Raw genomic sequence first — 15,873 nt, 5'->3', positions numbered from 1 at the left:
GAGAGCACGCATAAAAAAGGCCGCATTACGCGGCCTTTTTTGTATTACCAGACGGGCTGTTCATCCTGCAAAAACGGATTGTGCAGACGCTCGTAGCCGAGTGTGGACACTGGGCCATGTCCGGGAATAAAGGTGACATCATCGCCCAGCGGCAACAGTTTACGCTTGATAGCGTCAATCAACTGACCGTGGTCGCCGCGCGGAAAATCGCTGCGGCCTACTCCGCCTTTGAAAATCACATCACCGGAAACCAGCAGACGCGATTTCTCGTCGAAAAAGACAATATGGCCAGGCGTGTGGCCCGGGCAATGCAGCACCTGTAACGTGATGTTGCCAACATTAACCGTATCCTTTTCGCTAAGCCAGCGGTCCGGCGTCAACGGCTGGCACTCATCCAGACCGAACATGCGGCTTTGCTGCGGCAAGCCTTGCAGCCAGAACTCATCTTCTTTTTCCGGGCCGATAATCGGTACGCCGTAATGCGAAGCGAGCTCCGCCGCCGCGCCGACATGGTCGAGATGGCCGTGAGTTAACAGGATTTGCTTGACGGTGACGTTACAGGAAGCCACCTCCACCTTAATGCGCGCCGCGTCGCCGCCTGGGTCTACCAGCGCCGCCTCGCCTGTTTCCTCACACCAGATTAACGAGCAGTTCTGCGCGAACGCCGTTACCGGAATAATATGATGGTTCATACCGCTCCTTTACCCGGCTCGCGCCGGAACCGTTTTATTTACCAGTGCCTTACCGGCCCGGTATCAATATGCACAAAGTTACTGCTGGGGTAATATCCTACACCACCTGAGCGCAGAGATAACGCGGCTTTGCGAATATTGCTGAGCGAAATGCCTTCAATATGGAAGTCCATCGCCTGGCCTTTCGTGTGGTAACTGTTTTTTGCCACACCGCGGCTGTGGGCGCGCAATTCATTGTTGGTATCACGTGAGCGATAACCGGAAATTAGCTGTACCGGTCGACGAGTGCCAAGCAATCCCTGCAGGCGATAAAGCTGGTCAAACAGAGCGGGGTCAATGGCTTTTACTTTATTCGCGCGGAAATCACGGAAGAAATGATTAAGCTTTGCTAATTCATCCTGAATATAGCCCCGGCCATCGAAAAACTCGGCCTTGATCGACTCCCCGGTGTGGAGATTATTCAGCGTTAAAATACGCGGACGTGGCGTCGAGAGGGTTGCAAAAGCGGGCGTCGGCAGGATAGCGGCCGCGCCCAGCGCAGCGCCACCTAACGCCAGCAATTTGCGGCGATTAGCGTCAATATTATCCATGATAAAGGTCTACAAGTCTGGGTGATCGTTTAATGCACTTCTGGCGCAAGAGAGCGCACCATAACTGTCGTAGAAGAACTCGTCAAGACAGGCGAAACCCAGTAAAAACGGGCCTTGCAGCGATGCAGGCCCGTTTTTTTCTCGTTATTCTGACGCTTAACTTTTTGACGTCGCTGAAGTTAGCGGATCAATTTTTCAGCTTTTGACAAGATTTGTGCGCCCGATCGCGCGGTCTGATCATAATTGTAAATATCTGTACGATACTGGGTACGGCCATCTTCACCAACAAAGGCGGTCAGATAATAGAGGTTGACCGGGATAGATTGCCGGATATTGACGTAGCGCGTATTGCCCTCCTTCAGCGCCGTGGAAATCCGCGTGTCGTTCCAGCCCGCATCCTGCAAGAGCATGTTAGCTAACTCAGATGCCTTATTAACGCGCACGCAGCCGGAGCTCAGCGCCCGCACATCCTTCTGGAAGAGATTATGGTTCGGCGTATCGTGCAGGTAAATCGCATCGGAACTGGGCATATTGAACTTATAGCGCCCCAGCGAGTTGTGATCGCCCGGCGCCTGCTGGAAGCGGAAAGGCAGGTTGCCCGGCGTAATGGTGCCCCAGTCGACCATATAGGGGTCTATCACCTCAGCATTACTGCTCCAGCCTCGCAGCACCGTGTAATTATGACGCGCCAGATAGCCCGGGTCATTCCACACCTTCGGCAGGATATCCTTGCGGGCAAGCGTTGGCGGCACGTTCCATGGCGGGTTGACCACCACGTTGTTAAGCGCGCTGCTCATTAATGGCGTTTTCCGGTCCGGCCTGCCGACGATCACTTTTGAAGCCAGCACCTCAGTGCCGTTCTGGTAATAAACCAGCGAGAATTCTGGAATATTGACCATGATGCCGGTGTTGAGTTTGCCAGGCAGCAAACGCAGGCGTTGGATGTTAAGCGCCAGCAACCCGGCGCGCTGCGCGGGGCTGACGTTGAGCCAGTCGCGGGTAGACTGACCAATCACGCCGTCAGCGCCCAGTCCCTGCCACTTCTGGAACCGTTTTACCGCCGCCACAAGTTCACTATCGTAAATGCCGCGGGTTTGCGCCGCTTTCGACTTCGCACCGCGCGGCGTTTCGCTAACGGCGGAAGGGCTAACTACCGCGTTATCGGCGCTGGCGTCCCCTGGCAGCACGATTTCCGGCCCGCCATCAAGCATGCCGTTACGCTGGAGAATTTCACGCAGCGCGCCGATATCATTGCTCCACTGGCCCGGGCTTAGTTTAGCTTTGCTTACCAGTTGCGGCCATGGGCGGTTGTCCGCTACCAGACGCAGCAGGGATTCATGCATAGCGGCATATTGCGGATGCTGCGGAGCAAGCGAGGCGACAAAAGCTTGCAACGAGCCATTATCCAGCGCCGTTTGCCACTGGTTAATAACGGAAAGCGGCGGCGTTTCCGCCTTATAAGGTTTGCTGCTGTACAGCCAGCGGTTACCCTGGGTAGGAATGCCTGCGACGAACTGTAAATACCCCATCATGGCGTCTGACAGCACAATATCGCGCGCCATACCCGTGACGGAGGGATCGGTAAGTTGCTCAATCCAGGCAGTGAATTGCGGCTGGAATCCCGCGATGGCCACTTCCGCCAGCTGTTGCTGAAAAGCCTGTACCGCATCGCGATTTTCCCACATGGGTTTCATTTCACGCGCGGCATAGAGCGCGGAGAGCGCGTTCAAATAAACCGGCTTATACCCCGCCGGCAATTGCGATTCGATTTGTGAACGGCTTTGCGCAGCGGACATGCCCTCATTGAGAGGTTGAATGCCAGCCATCATTGCCGTTGAGGCAGCCTGGGCGAGCGGTTGCGCAAGCGCTGTCGGCTGTACGCCCGTGGTCGCCGTACTGTCACTCGGCACGACTTCAGGCTCGTCGGCCTGAACACTAAACAGCGGAGCGAAACCGAGGGCCACGCACAAGCTAAGCGTCGACCATCGTAACCGTTGCATATTGTTAAGCACCATCCCTTGCCCCCTGTTTAATCACATCATTGGGTTTGCGAGCCAGCCCGCAAACTTATTTTCAGTATATAAAGAGAAAAAACCATTTGCCTGACCAAATGTAAAGATAATTAAAGATTTTACGCTACAAAAAAAGCGGGCCGTAGCCCGCTTTTCCGATTATGACTTATCAGGAAACATCGGCTGTTCCAGCCAGCGCTTCGCCAGGTTCGTTTTGCTGTAAGGCAAAACCACGCAGACCCACCACATGAACATGTTCGTGATTCTGGAACACTTTACGCACCAGTTTATAGGTGGTCCCTTTTTCCGGGCTGATGTTCTCTGGCGCCGCGATAATAAGCTGCATTTCCAGACGCTCGCACAGTTCAAACAGCGTGGCGATAGAACGGGCATCGAGACGCGCCGCTTCATCCAGGAAAAGCAACCGGCAAGGCGAGATATCTTTGCCGCGCAGGCGGCGCGCTTCATCTTCCCAGCTCTGCACCACCATCACCAGAATCGACATACCGGTACCGATAGCCTCGCCGGTGGAAAGCGCCCCGCTCTCCGCACGCAGCCAACCGTCGGAACCACGGTTAACTTCGACTTCCATCTCAAGATAGTTACGGTAATCGAGCAGTTCCTCGCCGATGGTTTGCGCCGTGCGCTGCCCCATATCGATTTGCGGATTCAGGCGTTGATAAAGCTTCGCCAGCGCTTCGGAGAAGGTCAGGCGGCTGCTGTTGAACAGGTCCTGATGCTGCTCGTGCTGCTCGGAAAGCACATCCAGCAGCGTAGCATGCGTCTCACGCACGTTCACGTTCAGCCTTACGCTGTTTACCTGTCCGAAGGAGACGCTCTGCAGCCCCTGGTTCAGCATGCGGATACGGTTCTGTTCACGCTGAATGGTTTTACGAATAATGTTCGCCGCGCTGCGGGAGCTGATCGCCAGTTTCTGCTCGCGCGAAGTCAGCTCTTCGGTCAGGCGGCTCAGCTCAATCTCCATCTGTTCGATAGCTTCCACCGGGTCGTCGGTGCGAATAATATCCTGGCGGATACGCTCGCGCAGATGCTGGTAAACGGCCACGAAGAACTGGATTTTACGCTCCGGACGTTTCGGGTCTTCGGACATGCGCAACACGTCGCGCAAATGCTCGTTATCCGCCACCGCCAGACGCAGCGCGCCAAGCGCTTTATCCGACATGGAACGCAGCTCATCGCCGGAAAGATAAGCCAGCTCCCGGCGATGCAGACGGCGTTCAACGCCGTTATCTTTCACCAGACGCATCACTGCGCACCAGCCCGCTTTAGCGCTTACCACCTGTTCGCGCATTTCAAGGTAGTCGCGCTCCAGACGTTTGAGTTTGCGGGTCAGGTTATCCATTTCCGCTTCACATAGCGTCAGCTGTTTTTCCAGCTGATTGCGGCGCGAACGGTTATTGCTGAGCTGCATATGCAGTTCGTCGCGACGCAGGCGCGCTCGCTCTTCCGCGCCGGGATCGGCGCGTACGCCGATATCCTGCAGCTCTTTGTGCAAGTCGCCCAGCAGCTCTTTTTTGGTGTCGAAGGAGCTTTTGAGCGATGCCAATACCTGATGATACTGGCTGAGCTGGGCGGCGTGGGTACGCAGCGCGTCGCGCGCACGGGCGCGCTCCGCCTCCGCCTGTTCCAGCCGCTGGCGCAGCTTCTCGTTAAGATCGCTGTTGCCGCTTAGCATCTCCGCCGAATCGCTGTAGCTGAAATGCGCGCGTCGCTGCACCACTTCGCTCAGGGCAAACGCCTGCTGGCGGGCGTCACGCTGCACCTGGCGCGCGTATTCATAATCCTCTTTAAGCTGTTCAAACTGCTCCGGGTCGCTTTGCAGCACGGAAAGCAGCGGCTCAAGCTTCGCCAGCTGATTGCCATGCTGCTGAATAAAGCGGGCCGCTTCCTGCGCTTCGTCCAGACGCTCATGAATTTCGTCCACGCGGTCCGCCAGCGTCTCGTCGCCCAGCAGGTTCAGACGCGGCAGCAGGCGGTTAAGCTGGGCCACGCCCTCTTTCGCTTGCTCGAACTGCGCGCGCTGTTGCTGATTGTCATTTTCATGCTGGCTGATGGCGCGTTCGATTTCATTACGTCGCGTGTTAAGCGCGCGGACTTCCGCTTCCGGGTCCGCCTCGAAGGCGACCGCCAGATGCTGCCCGACAAAGCGGCTGAAGGCCTGATGCAGGCGCTGGGTTTTCTGCACGTCAAAAGAGAGCGTGGCGTAGCGTTCGGCCAGCGACTCGCGTTCGGCATGCAGGCTTTCAATACGGCTCTCACGCGCGGCGCGGCCAAAGAGCGGCAGCTGCGGGAAACGAGAGTAACGCCACTGGCGATCCGCCACTTTCACGACGACGGCTTTTTCCAGCTCTTCAACGCTGAATACGCTATCGTCAAAAGACTGCGGATCCCCTTCGATCAGGTAGAGATCTTCCGGGCAGTCCGCCAGTCCGTCGAGCTGCTCTCGCACCAGAGAAAGGTCCGGCACCACGATAGCGTGGCGTGAAGGACCATAGAGCGCAGAGAAGTACGGCGCATCATCGAGCGACACATCGTCATAAATTTCTGAAAGCAGCACGCCGCCGAAGCGTTCCGCCAGCGTATTCAGACGCGCGTCATCGGCGCCGCCGGGCTGGCTCAGGCGTTCAATTTCCTCATCGACCGCACGCTTGCGGGCGCCGACTTCATCACGCTCAACGATGGCTTCACGCTCACGCTCCAGCAGTTGCTGAAGATATTCGGTGACCTGCTGGCCCGATTCGAAAATTTCGCCGCTCTGCTCGCTAATCTGATTAAGGCTGTTTTGCGCCGCCAGCCAGACTGGCGCGCGGCTGTTCAGGCTCTTGATGCGCGCCTGCAGTTGCTCCAGCTCCTGACGCAACGTCAAACGCTGTTCACTGGCCTGCGAAACGCTGTCTGACAGCGCGGCGATCTGCGCTTCCAGCTCCTGATGCAGCGCTTCAAGCTCGTCCGACTCATAATGTCTGCCCTGACGCTTGCAAAACTCCGCCAGCAAACGCTCAGCCTCCTGCTGTTCGCGCAGGCGCTGTTCCAGTTCCGAAAGGCGCATGCGCAGCGGCTGCACCTGTTCGGTAAGGTGGCGCTGCTGGCTGGCGTCGCGCAGCAGCTCGCGGGCCACGCTCCAGGCATCGGCGCGGCTGACCGGCCCGTTAATAGCCGTCACCAGCTGATACGCCTGCTCAAACTGGTTATGCGCCGCCTGCACGACGCTCATTTTCTGCTCAAGCGTCAGCAGTTTTTCCGTTGCCTCCTGCTCTTTCGCCTGGAAAGTCTCCAGCCATTCGGCGGCGCTGTCGGCATTAAGGTCAGGCAGATGGCACAGTTCGCGCGCGCGGTTAAGCGCCGTCAGCGCCTGTTGATACTGTATAGCGCGAGTCTGCTGAACATCGAGCGCCTGCTGATAGTCGGCAAGCTGGCTCTTGAGTTCATCCACCTCAAGCTCGGCGGCTTCGGCGCGGGCTTCGTTCTCTTCCTGCTGCTCGGCGGCTTCCGCCACCACTTCGTTCTGCTCTTCCAGACGCATCTGCAGTTCGTCGAGATCCGCTTCGTAACGCTCGATTTTCTCCTGCTGGCGCAGCGCGGTCTGCACCAGATTCAGATGGTCGCTCGCCGCCTGGTAATCGGTCTCAAGGTCCCCTTCCGCACCGGCGTGTTCCGCCAGCTCGCGCGCCATATCGACATGCTTATACTGCTCGGCCACCAGTTGCTTACGACTGGTGAAAAGTTCGCGGCGGTACTCAATCGCCTTGTCGAGATGAATGCGGCGCTCGTTGGCGTGACGCATATAGTCCGCCGCCACGTAGTTGGTGGCTTCAGAAATCAGGTGCTTGAAGAGGTCGCGGTCAGACTGGGTGACGCGAATGGCTTCCAGCGTCAGGCGGTTCTCACGCAGCGCCGCCTCCATATCCTGGAAGGCTTTACGCACGCCGCTGTTTTCCGGCAGCAGGTAGTCGCGCAGCGAGCGGGTAATGGCGCTGGAGATGCCGCCATAGAGCGAGGCTTCAATCAGGCGGTAATATTTGCTGCGGTCTGAAGCAGAACGCAGGCGACGCGCCACGATGCCTAAGTCGAACATCAAAGAGTGATAATCGGTAATGGAGTTGAACTGCTTAAACTGCACTCCCTCCATCGCGTCGATTTTCTCTTTCAGCTCGTTTAGCGAGAGCACGCGCGCCTGACGTTCATTCAGCGTTTCGGTCAGCAACTGCGTCGGCAGCAGGCTGCTCGGCAATCCCTGAATAGCAAACGGTTTAATATCCACTTTCCGGTCGCGCCCGGCCACCTGTTGCAGGCGAACGCCCACCAGCACGCGCTGGTGACGCGAATTGATAACGTCCAGCACCGAATAGCAGACGCCCGCTTTAAGCTTGCCGTGCAGGCCCTTATCACGAGAGCCGGATGTCGCGCCCGCTTCGGTGGTATTACGGAAGTGAAGCAGCGTCAGGTCCGGGATCAGCGCGGTGACAAATGCCGCCATCGTGGTGGATTTCCCTGCGCCGTTGCCGCCAGAAAGCGTGGTCACCAGTTCATCGAGATCAAACGTACGGGCGAAAAAGCCGTTCCAGTTGATAAGCGTCAGTGAGCGAAATTTACCGCGTTCAATCATTCTCTTCCTCTCCGCGTTCCGTCTGGTTGTCGTCATTCTCGTCGTTGAGTTGCAGACTGCTCTCGACCGGCATCGCTTCGCCGTCGCGGATCATGCGCAGCTGCGCTTCACGCGGATCGTCGCCGCTGCGCACATCGGCGCCAAAGCGGAAGACCGATTCGGTAATGCGGAATTTACTGCTGTCGTGGCCCATAAACCAGACCATCCCCAGACGGCGCAAGCGGTTGAGCGAAGAGCGAACCTTTTCCTGCAGCTTCTGCCTGTCGAGATCGGAGCCGGTAGAGCGGTTATTTACTAACTTCAGCAGCTTACTTTCATCCGCCAGCGCCAGCAGCTCGTCATAGAGCTCCTGCTGGGTGAAGATGCCTTCGTTGGCGAGGCGCTCCGGGCTCAGATAGAGGTAGCAAAGAATTTTGCCGACCATCATGTCGAGTTCGGAAAGCACCGAACGGGGAATCAGTGTCGTGGAGCGAGGGCGCAAATAGAAAAAACCTTCCGGCGCGCGCACCAGCTCTACATTGTAGCGGCCATAAAACTCTTCCAGCTCGTGCTGGAAGTCCATCAAGAAAGCGTGATTATCCAGCTCTTCCAGGCCAACGTGACGCCCGGCGCGAAGCTGGCTGTCGAGCGCCGGAAACAGCGGGTTCGCCAGCGCCTGCGCCAGCTTAACCGGCATCACTTGTTCAATATTTGTCAATGACATGCGCCTGTACCTTGGCTCCGTAATCATTAATGAGCTGCCATTTCGCCGGCAGCCCGGTAAAGTCAGCTTCCGCCACCCCAAGCCGCACGGCCTGGTCGACGACGATACGCGCCACATCAAAATGGCGCGCGCGTGGGAATTGCGCCAGATAGTCGCGCATCACTACGCCGAGATCCAGCGGTTGCTGTCTGGATTTAAAGACCTCAAGCTGCGCTTCTATCATCGCCGCCAGCTGTTCGCGGATCTCGTTAAACTCTTCAAACTCCAGATCCGGCGGCAACTCGCCGGTGACTTCGTCATCGCGCAGCGCCATCTCTTCATCGCGCATATCAAGCAGACGCTCGGCGTTGGCGTGGGTCAGCGCCCACGGCGCGTCGAAATAGCTCTGCACCGACTGACGCAAACGCTGGGCGAAGACGCGGTTTTTGTCCATATCGATGGCGGTGCGGATAAACTTATGCACGTGGCGGTCATAGCCAATCCAGAGGTCGATGGCCTGCTGACCCCAGCTAATAATGCGGTCGAGTTTGCTTTGCAGATCGAAAACCAGCCGGTCGATAAAATGCAAATCGTCGCGGCCTAATGTCGCTTCCTGAATCATCAGCAGGTTAGCCTGCAGCTTATCGCCAGCCGCTTCCAGCGTATCCTGCAGTTCACGCAAGGTGCCGGAGGTTTCGGACAGCAGCAGTTCACAGCTGGAGATAGCCGCGCGCCAGTCTTTATTAAGCAACTGCGCGATATCGTCTTTCACCAGCTGTTGCTGCTCATCCATGATGCGCTGGGTTAAATCGATGCTGTCGAAAATTTCCGCGACGGAATATTTGAGCGGCGCATAAACGTTGCGATGCCAGTGAAACTCATCGCCGTTTTCCTGCGCGGCATCCGCGGCGCGTTTCAGCTCGCCGGCTACAATGGAAAGCTGCATGGAAAGACGCAGCGTGGAAAACTCGCGCTGGCGGATGTAGTAGTCGGTAATACCGATACCGAGCGGCGTCAGTCGGTAAATCGCGTTTCCTTCCGCCTGTTCGCTGGTGAAACGGTTGAGCAAGCGCTGGCGCACCATATCGTTGATGGCGTTGTTCGCGCGCTGGGCCACCGTTTCCGTGGTCTGTTCAAACGCGTCGCTGACGTGACGAAACGCGTCCACCAGCTCCCCTTCGCTCATTTCGCCATCCAGACGTTCGCCGTTAAGCGTGGCCACCGCCAGCAGAAAAGCCAGTCGGTCAACCGGAAGCTGGATGGAAAAATCATTTTTCCTGGCCCAGGCAACCAGTTCGGGGACTGTCTGGGAAAAAGTACTCATAGTTTATCCTTGGATCTCCGGCTTAAACGCAGTGACGTGGATATAGCGGCCCAGGCTAACCCAGGGCTCCTGTCGGCAGTAACGCGTTTCAAGCTCAAGCAGCGTGTCGTACTCGTCGCGCTGCTGATGTTTTTCACGCAGGTAGTCATGGAAAACCCGTACGCCGGTTTTGCCGGTAATCTGCCAGCCAATCTCTTCAAGCCAGCGATAGACCTGCTGCGGCTCACGCGGATAATCCGGTGAAAGGGAGCGTTTTTTCTTTTTGGGCATCCCTTGTTGCACATAGGCGAAATTGCCCGCCACCATGTTATGCATCAGCAAGCCATGCGCGTTATAGAACATCAAAGAGAGCGCGCCGCCGGGGGCGAGACAATGCCACAGGCGCTCCAGCGCCACTTTCGGCTCCGCCACCCATTCGAGCACAGCGTGAAACAATATCAGATCAGCCGGGCATTCTAAATGTTCAGCCACATCCTGAGCGGCGCATTGTACAAAATGCATGTTCTCGCTCACACCTTGCTGCTGCGCATGCAGGCGCGCGCGGGCAAGCATTTCAGCGGAGAGATCGCAAAGCACAACCTGGTGGCCCCGCGCCGCCACGCGGCAGGCAGTCTGCCCTTCTCCGCCGCCGGCATCAAGGACGCGCAGCGGGCGTTGCGGCAGGCGGTCAAACAGCGCGTCAAGATCCTGCCAGAGGATTGCCTGGCGCAGTTGCCCTTTTGTTGTACCGTATATGTTGCGCGAAAATTTTTCGGCAATGTCATCAAAATTGCGATCCCGCATAGGTACAACTCCACCCAAAAAAGGTTTTCGACAAAGGCGCTATTTTGTCATAGCCGTGAGGAGAATGAACCCATTCGGTGTAAGATCGCGGGCGTTTGCCTGCCGTATGGTTAAAAAAGGAACCGCACCCATGCTGTTTATGCTGAAAAAATATCTTGGCGGCCTGATGCTGCCCCTTCCCTTCTTATTGCTGGTCATGGCGCTGGCGTTAGCGCTGTTGTGGTGGAGCCGCTGGCAGAGAACCGCTAAGGGTTTGCTGACCGTAAGCTGGCTTGCGCTGTTTCTGCTTAGCCTGCAACCGGTCGCGGACGGCCTGCTTAAGCCGATTGAAAGCGCCTACCCTACCTGGCGTGGCGAAGAAAAAGTGGATTATGTGGTCGTACTGGGCGGCGGTTATACCTGGAACCCGCAGTGGGCGCCCAGCTCAAACCTGATTAATAACAGCCTGCCGCGCGTAACCGAAGGGGTGCGGCTGTGGCATGCCAACCCTGGCGCGAAGCTTGTGTTTACCGGCGCGCCGGCGGTGACTAACCCGGTCAGCACTGCCGAAGCAGGCGCTCGCGTTGCCGAAAGCCTCGGTGTTCCCCGCAGCGATATCATTACGCTTGATACGCCAAGGGATACGGAAGATGAAGCGGCCGCCGTGGCGAAAGCTATCGGCCAGCAGCCTTTCTTGCTGGTGACCTCCGCCTCGCATCTGCCGCGAGCGATGCGCTTTTTCCAGCACCAGGGGCTGAAGCCGATCCCCGCGCCAGCAAACCAGATGGCGGTGGAATCGCCGCTCAATCCCTGGGAGAAGGCGCTTCCCTCGCCGCTATGGCTGATGCATAGCGACCGGGTAGGTTACGAGACGCTTGGCAGGATCTGGCAATGGCTTAAAGGGGCGTCAGGCGACCCAGGGGAGCAGTGATTTCGAGGCGGTATCGAAGGCGGCGCGGTTCATGCGGCCCGTTTGCAGCAGCTGCGCCACTTCGTCCCACAGCACATAAAGCCAGCGCCGCCAGAGAAAAGATTCCGCCACCGGCGCCCGTTGCAGATAATGCCAGAAAAGACTTTCCGCCAGCGGCGTATCGAACAGGCGAAATAACTCATATTCGCGCGGCGCCCACAAGACAACGCCCGGGCTGACCATCGCCAGCAGTTGATCGCTTCTCGCATCTTTGAGCATGCTGCGCAGGCTGAAATGACCATGTATTAGCACGCAGTTATCGCTAAAACCGGCGAACATCTCGTCCAGACATTCGCGGGTGCGAAAAAGCATACGGCGATCCTGCATCGTCAGTCCCGTGTTTTTATATTGATTCAGGGTGCTCCAGAGCACTTCGACGCGCTGACGATACCATGAAGGCCAGATGTTCTCCTGCGTGCTGTCGACGTTGCCCACGCAGCCGTGGCTGTCGACCCGGTGCCAGGCAAGCAGCGCCTCGACAATCTGATCTTTGAGTTGCTCCCAGCGTTCCGGCGTGCGCGAAGGCGCTTCTACCGGCACGCCGCGCAGCCTTTCCATTAGCAGCACATCCGGCCCGGGGTGTTCTTCATGCGTCATGACGCCATAAACTACCGGCATGCGCACCGTGCCGGAGCGCGCCAGCATAGAGATTTTCCAGGCCAGTTGCCTTGCAAGCCCGGGCGTAGTGAAGCTTCTTGCCAACAGCGGCATTGGATGGCCGTGACTGTCATACAGCGACCAGAGCGCCGTATCCGGTTTCTCGGTTATGCACTCCAGGCGGCTTAGCTTCTCGCCCAGCAGATGGCTCAGTTCCGCGCGCAGTTGCTCCATTTTCCGTTACCCTTATAAAGACTGGTACTTTTTATAATGGGCGTCCTTTAGGCGGATGTCATCTGATGAGATCAAGAACCTGGCAGATTAGCGCTTAAACGATACAGCGGCAGGTGGCCAGTGAGCTTATTGATCTTCTTTTTGGGGCCAAGCAAGCCCACCGCCGCAAGGTCAATGGATTCGCTCCGCGCCTGGGCAATTCGCTCGCCATACTCTTCGTATGTTTTGCAAGACTGCGCTAACGTGCTGAAAGGCATAACCAGAATATCGGGGTCAGCTAAGGCGCGGGAAAGCGTAGTGGTGAGCGGCTCCTCCTGCGTCAGCAAAATGGGCAATGGGGCATAAATCACGCCCGGATAAACCACGCCATCTTTGCTCTGCATTTCCGGCCCGACAAGATTTTCCACCCGTCTGCCAAGGCTCACGCCTATAACGCTTGCCGCATTGATAGCAAGTCCAGGGCTTAACGTTTTTTCTACGATGATGGCGCATTTGTGCAGGCTTGCATCGAATTTCATTTCGTTATCCTTAAGGTCGTTTTATCGCGTTCAGTAAAGAGACAGTGTGCCGCAGAAAGATGGGTAAAACTGACCTTAAATTGTTATCTTTTGCTTTATTTAGGTAAAAACATCCCGCAAAAGCCGATAAAGAGAAATATATGTCCGAACCCGATTTAACGCCGACTGACATCGCGCTGCTGACGCTACTACAAAAAGACGCCCGTATGACCAACCAGACGCTGGCCGAGGCGGTAAATCTTTCCGCTTCGCCTTGCTGGCGTAAGGTACGCAAGCTTGAAGAAGAGAAAGTGATTCAGGGTTATCACGCCGCGCTGGACAGACGCAAAATCGGCCTTGGGGTAATGGTCTTTGTTCGCGTCAGCATCGACAGCCACAGCGAAGCGCAGGCACGCAAATTCGAACAGGAGGTTCTGGAGCTGGAAAATGTGGTGGCCTGTTACAGCATCGGCGGCGACGCCGATTTTCTGCTGCAGGTGGTAGCGCAAAACCTGGACGCCTATTCCGATTTCGCCATGTCGGTGCTGCGCCGTCTGCCGGGTATTAAAGCGATGCAAAGCATGTTCGTATTAAAAGAGATTAAGCCTTTTACAACGTTGCCGGTCGCCTCGCCCCGACGATAAAAAACCGGCCCTGTGGCCGGTTTATTTATCGCATCTCTTTACGAACGCGTTCGAGGTCTTCTGGTGTATCGACGCCCGTGCCCGGCACTTCCTGCGCGACGTCCACATGAATTTTTTCGCCGTACCAGAGCACGCGCAGTTGCTCAAGCATCTCAATGCGCTCAAGCTGGCTTGGCTGCCAGGTAACATAGCGGCGAATGAACCCGGCGCGGTAACCATAGATACCAATGTGGCGCAGCAGCGTATCGCCAATACTCTCCCGCGATTGCGCGAAGCGGTCGCGATCCCAGGGAATAGTGGCGCGTGAGAAGTAGAGCGCATAGCCTTCAGCATCGCGCACAACTTTCACCGCGTTCGGGTTGAATGCTTCTTCTGCGGAGTCGATGGGAACGGCAAGCGTCGCCATGCCGGCCGCGCTTTTGGTCAGGTTATCAGCCAACTGGCGGATAATAGCTGGCGGAATCGCCGGCTCGTCGCCTTGTACGTTAACAATGACGGTATCATCCGCAAAGCCGCATTTCTCCACCACTTCAGCCAGCCGTTCGGTGCCAGACTGGTGATCGACGCGCGTCATGCACACCTCGCCGCCAGCGGCTTGCACTGCGCGAGCCACCTCTTCATGATCGGTGGCCACGATAATGCGTTCAGCGCCAGATTCGCGAGCGCGTTCCAGCACATGCACAATCATCGGCTTGCCGTTAATATCCACCAGCGGCTTGCCCGGCAAACGCGTGGAGGCGTAGCGGGCAGGTATGATAACGACGAAACTCATGGGTTTGTCTCTTCAGCAGTCAGCGAGCGGGCTTCATTTTCCAGCAAAACAGGAATGCCGTCGCGCAGCGGAAAAGCCAGGCTGTCCACTTTACAGATGAGCTCCTGTTTTTCCTGATTAAAATAGAGTTTGCCGTTACAAACCGGGCAAGCGATGATTTCCAGTAAACGATGATCCATAGTTCCTCCTGATAACGCGGAATATTAATGCCCAGAGGATATCACAAGCGTTTTATCCGCCGCGTCAATTTCCCATTCCTTATTCCAGCGTGACGCCAGCGCCGCAGGCAGCGAACCGCAGATAACCTGCTTCGCCCCCTGCCAGCGGGCAAAATCGCCGATCGCATTTTCTAACCCAGCCAGTAGCCCGGCTGAAAGTTTAACGCCCTCTTCCAGATAAAGGCTAATGACCTCGAGCTGCTGTCGCTGGCGATGCATTTTGGCATCCATTCGCCCTACCAGCGCTCCCTGATGCAGCAACGGCAGGACAAAATAGCCATACTGGCGTTTCTCCGCCGGGATATAACACTCCAGGCGGTAAGAGAAATCAAAAAACTGCTCGGCGCGTTTGCGGTCCCAGACGACTGGATCAAAAGGGGACAACACCGCGCTGTGCGTAGCGTTGAGTTTATTCTCCTGCGCCTGCGGCAATAGCGGCATGAGCGACTGATGCAGCCACATTGCGCCAAGCCGCTCGACTTCTACCTCAACAATGCGCCCTTCCCGCTGCCACGCTTGCAGAAGCGGTCGGATATTAACGTTGCGCAGGCGATAATAGTCCGCTAACCAGTCGGCGCGAAAAATACCGAGGCTACGGGCGCTGTTTTCCAACATTTTTACCTCGGCCTGCGCTTGTTCAATCAGATGCAGCGCATCATCCCAGTGCGGCAGGACCCGGGAAGTCAGATCGTAAACCCGCTGAAAGTTGCGCCGCTCCACGACCATGACTTTACCGGCAGTGAATAAGCCTTCCAGATGTTTTTTATGGGGTTTCCAGGCCCACCAACCGCTTGCGCCTTTGCGCGGATGCTCAAAATCCGCTGAGCGAACGGGACCGTTCTGCTCGATATGTTCCATCAACTGCGCAATCTCCTGCGCATGCGCCTCCATCCATTCCGGACGATATTTCCAGCCCATCTTTTCCGGGTTCAGCATGCGGTGACGCACCAGCGCAAAATCGCTGCGCGGCAAGAAGCAGGCTTCATGCGCCCAGTACTCCATCAGTTCACCGCGCGCCAGCGCCTCGTCAAGCCACACATTCGGGAAGCTGCCAAGGCGACTGAAAAGCACCAGATAAGGACTGCGCGCGACGATATTAATCGTGTCTATTTGCAACAGCGACATGCGGGAAACGGTGGCGAGAATGTCATCAGGCCGGGCGCGACGACGGGGCTTTTTTAATAGCCCTTGCGCTGCCAGGTGTAGATGCCGCGCCGCGCGCAGCGAAAGATTTATTCGGGTCATAGCATCG

Annotated in this window: 14 protein-coding genes; 2 read left to right on the top strand and 12 right to left on the bottom strand. The window is 56.8% G+C overall.

The features are described 5' to 3' along the window. Window positions 1-44: 44 nt before the first annotated feature. The 7 genes from MT962_RS03665 to cmoM form a co-directional block, all read right to left on the bottom strand. Complete coding sequence (locus MT962_RS03665; RefSeq protein WP_247364612.1) at window positions 45-692, bottom strand: MBL fold metallo-hydrolase; 648 nt, start codon at window positions 690-692, stop codon at window positions 45-47. A gap of 38 nt (window positions 693-730) precedes the next feature. Continuing rightward, window positions 731-1,282 carry a YcbK family protein gene (locus tag MT962_RS03660; RefSeq protein ID WP_024556984.1) on the bottom strand — a complete coding sequence of 184 codons (552 nt, stop codon included), beginning with the start codon at window positions 1,280-1,282 and terminating at the stop codon, window positions 731-733. Between the two features lie 179 nt (window positions 1,283-1,461). Beyond that, entirely contained in the window at window positions 1,462-3,297 is a 1,836-nt protein-coding gene (gene ldtD, locus MT962_RS03655) for a L,D-transpeptidase (protein ID WP_048888414.1), read from the bottom strand. A gap of 166 nt (window positions 3,298-3,463) precedes the next feature. Beyond that, the gene (gene mukB, locus MT962_RS03650; RefSeq protein ID WP_048888413.1) at window positions 3,464-7,921 is read right to left on the bottom strand and encodes a chromosome partition protein MukB; all 4,458 of its coding nucleotides are present in this window, start codon (window positions 7,919-7,921) and stop codon (window positions 3,464-3,466) included. Next, entirely contained in the window at window positions 7,914-8,624 is a 711-nt protein-coding gene (gene mukE, locus MT962_RS03645) for a chromosome partition protein MukE (RefSeq protein ID WP_024561464.1), read from the bottom strand. The genes mukB and mukE overlap by 8 nt, the downstream gene beginning before the upstream one ends. Further along, complete coding sequence (mukF, locus tag MT962_RS03640; RefSeq protein WP_024556988.1) at window positions 8,605-9,927, bottom strand: chromosome partition protein MukF; 1,323 nt, start codon at window positions 9,925-9,927, stop codon at window positions 8,605-8,607. The genes mukE and mukF overlap by 20 nt, the downstream gene beginning before the upstream one ends. A 3-nt stretch (window positions 9,928-9,930) precedes the next feature. After that, the gene (gene cmoM / locus MT962_RS03635; protein WP_247364601.1) at window positions 9,931-10,710 is read right to left on the bottom strand and encodes a tRNA uridine 5-oxyacetic acid(34) methyltransferase CmoM; all 780 of its coding nucleotides are present in this window, start codon (window positions 10,708-10,710) and stop codon (window positions 9,931-9,933) included. Window positions 10,711-10,840: 130 nt separating this feature from the next. On the opposite strand from cmoM, the gene elyC reads away from it, so the two are divergent. After that, window positions 10,841-11,620 (top strand): envelope biogenesis factor ElyC, encoded by a 780-nt coding sequence (gene elyC / locus MT962_RS03630; protein WP_024556990.1) that lies wholly within the window; start codon window positions 10,841-10,843, stop codon window positions 11,618-11,620. On the opposite strand, the gene MT962_RS03625 is transcribed toward elyC, so the two are convergent. After that, window positions 11,597-12,490 carry a YcbJ family phosphotransferase gene (locus tag MT962_RS03625; RefSeq protein WP_024556991.1) on the bottom strand — a complete coding sequence of 298 codons (894 nt, stop codon included), beginning with the start codon at window positions 12,488-12,490 and terminating at the stop codon, window positions 11,597-11,599. The two genes, elyC and MT962_RS03625, sit on opposite strands and share 24 nt — an antisense overlap. A gap of 71 nt (window positions 12,491-12,561) precedes the next feature. Further along, the gene (locus tag MT962_RS03620) at window positions 12,562-13,008 is read right to left on the bottom strand and encodes a DUF2000 domain-containing protein (protein WP_247364598.1); all 447 of its coding nucleotides are present in this window, start codon (window positions 13,006-13,008) and stop codon (window positions 12,562-12,564) included. 140 nt (window positions 13,009-13,148) lie between these two features. Between MT962_RS03620 and MT962_RS03615 the strand changes: the two genes are divergently transcribed. Next, window positions 13,149-13,631: an Lrp/AsnC family transcriptional regulator gene (locus tag MT962_RS03615; protein ID WP_024561467.1), complete on the top strand. Its 483-nt coding sequence runs from the start codon at window positions 13,149-13,151 to the stop codon at window positions 13,629-13,631. Window positions 13,632-13,656: 25 nt separating this feature from the next. Here the strand turns inward: MT962_RS03615 and kdsB are convergent, their stop codons facing one another. The 3 genes from kdsB to MT962_RS03600 are packed head-to-tail and all read right to left on the bottom strand — an operon-like array spanning window position 13,657 to window position 15,866. Beyond that, entirely contained in the window at window positions 13,657-14,403 is a 747-nt protein-coding gene (kdsB, locus tag MT962_RS03610) for a 3-deoxy-manno-octulosonate cytidylyltransferase (RefSeq protein ID WP_024556994.1), read from the bottom strand. Next, window positions 14,400-14,582 (bottom strand): protein YcaR, encoded by a 183-nt coding sequence (gene ycaR / locus MT962_RS03605; protein ID WP_024556995.1) that lies wholly within the window; start codon window positions 14,580-14,582, stop codon window positions 14,400-14,402. The genes kdsB and ycaR overlap by 4 nt, the downstream gene beginning before the upstream one ends. Before the next feature lie 24 nt (window positions 14,583-14,606). Then, on the bottom strand, window positions 14,607-15,866 hold the full coding sequence (locus MT962_RS03600) for a winged helix-turn-helix domain-containing protein (RefSeq protein WP_247364594.1): 1,260 nt from the start codon (window positions 15,864-15,866) through the stop codon (window positions 14,607-14,609). Window positions 15,867-15,873: the final 7 nt, after the last annotated feature.

This window comes from Franconibacter sp. IITDAS19, assembly GCF_023079515.1.
Classification (GTDB): domain Bacteria; phylum Pseudomonadota; class Gammaproteobacteria; order Enterobacterales; family Enterobacteriaceae; genus Franconibacter; species Franconibacter pulveris.
Note: the sequence above shows the minus strand (reverse complement) of the source record. Positions and strands in the feature narration are given on the sequence as shown.

Coding starts and splice junctions, on each gene's coding strand:
- MT962_RS03665 (WP_247364612.1), bottom strand. CDS start 692: ATGAACCATCATATTATTCCGGTAACGGCGTTCGCGCAGAACTGCTCG.
- MT962_RS03660 (WP_024556984.1), bottom strand. CDS start 1,282: ATGGATAATATTGACGCTAATCGCCGCAAATTGCTGGCGTTAGGTGGC.
- ldtD (WP_048888414.1), bottom strand. CDS start 3,297: ATGGTGCTTAACAATATGCAACGGTTACGATGGTCGACGCTTAGCTTG.
- mukB (WP_048888413.1), bottom strand. CDS start 7,921: ATGATTGAACGCGGTAAATTTCGCTCACTGACGCTTATCAACTGGAAC.
- mukE (WP_024561464.1), bottom strand. CDS start 8,624: ATGTCATTGACAAATATTGAACAAGTGATGCCGGTTAAGCTGGCGCAG.
- mukF (WP_024556988.1), bottom strand. CDS start 9,927: ATGAGTACTTTTTCCCAGACAGTCCCCGAACTGGTTGCCTGGGCCAGG.
- cmoM (WP_247364601.1), bottom strand. CDS start 10,710: ATGCGGGATCGCAATTTTGATGACATTGCCGAAAAATTTTCGCGCAAC.
- elyC (WP_024556990.1), top strand. CDS start 10,841: ATGCTGTTTATGCTGAAAAAATATCTTGGCGGCCTGATGCTGCCCCTT.
- MT962_RS03625 (WP_024556991.1), bottom strand. CDS start 12,490: ATGGAGCAACTGCGCGCGGAACTGAGCCATCTGCTGGGCGAGAAGCTA.
- MT962_RS03620 (WP_247364598.1), bottom strand. CDS start 13,008: ATGAAATTCGATGCAAGCCTGCACAAATGCGCCATCATCGTAGAAAAA.
- MT962_RS03615 (WP_024561467.1), top strand. CDS start 13,149: ATGTCCGAACCCGATTTAACGCCGACTGACATCGCGCTGCTGACGCTA.
- kdsB (WP_024556994.1), bottom strand. CDS start 14,403: ATGAGTTTCGTCGTTATCATACCTGCCCGCTACGCCTCCACGCGTTTG.
- ycaR (WP_024556995.1), bottom strand. CDS start 14,582: ATGGATCATCGTTTACTGGAAATCATCGCTTGCCCGGTTTGTAACGGC.
- MT962_RS03600 (WP_247364594.1), bottom strand. CDS start 15,866: ATGACCCGAATAAATCTTTCGCTGCGCGCGGCGCGGCATCTACACCTG.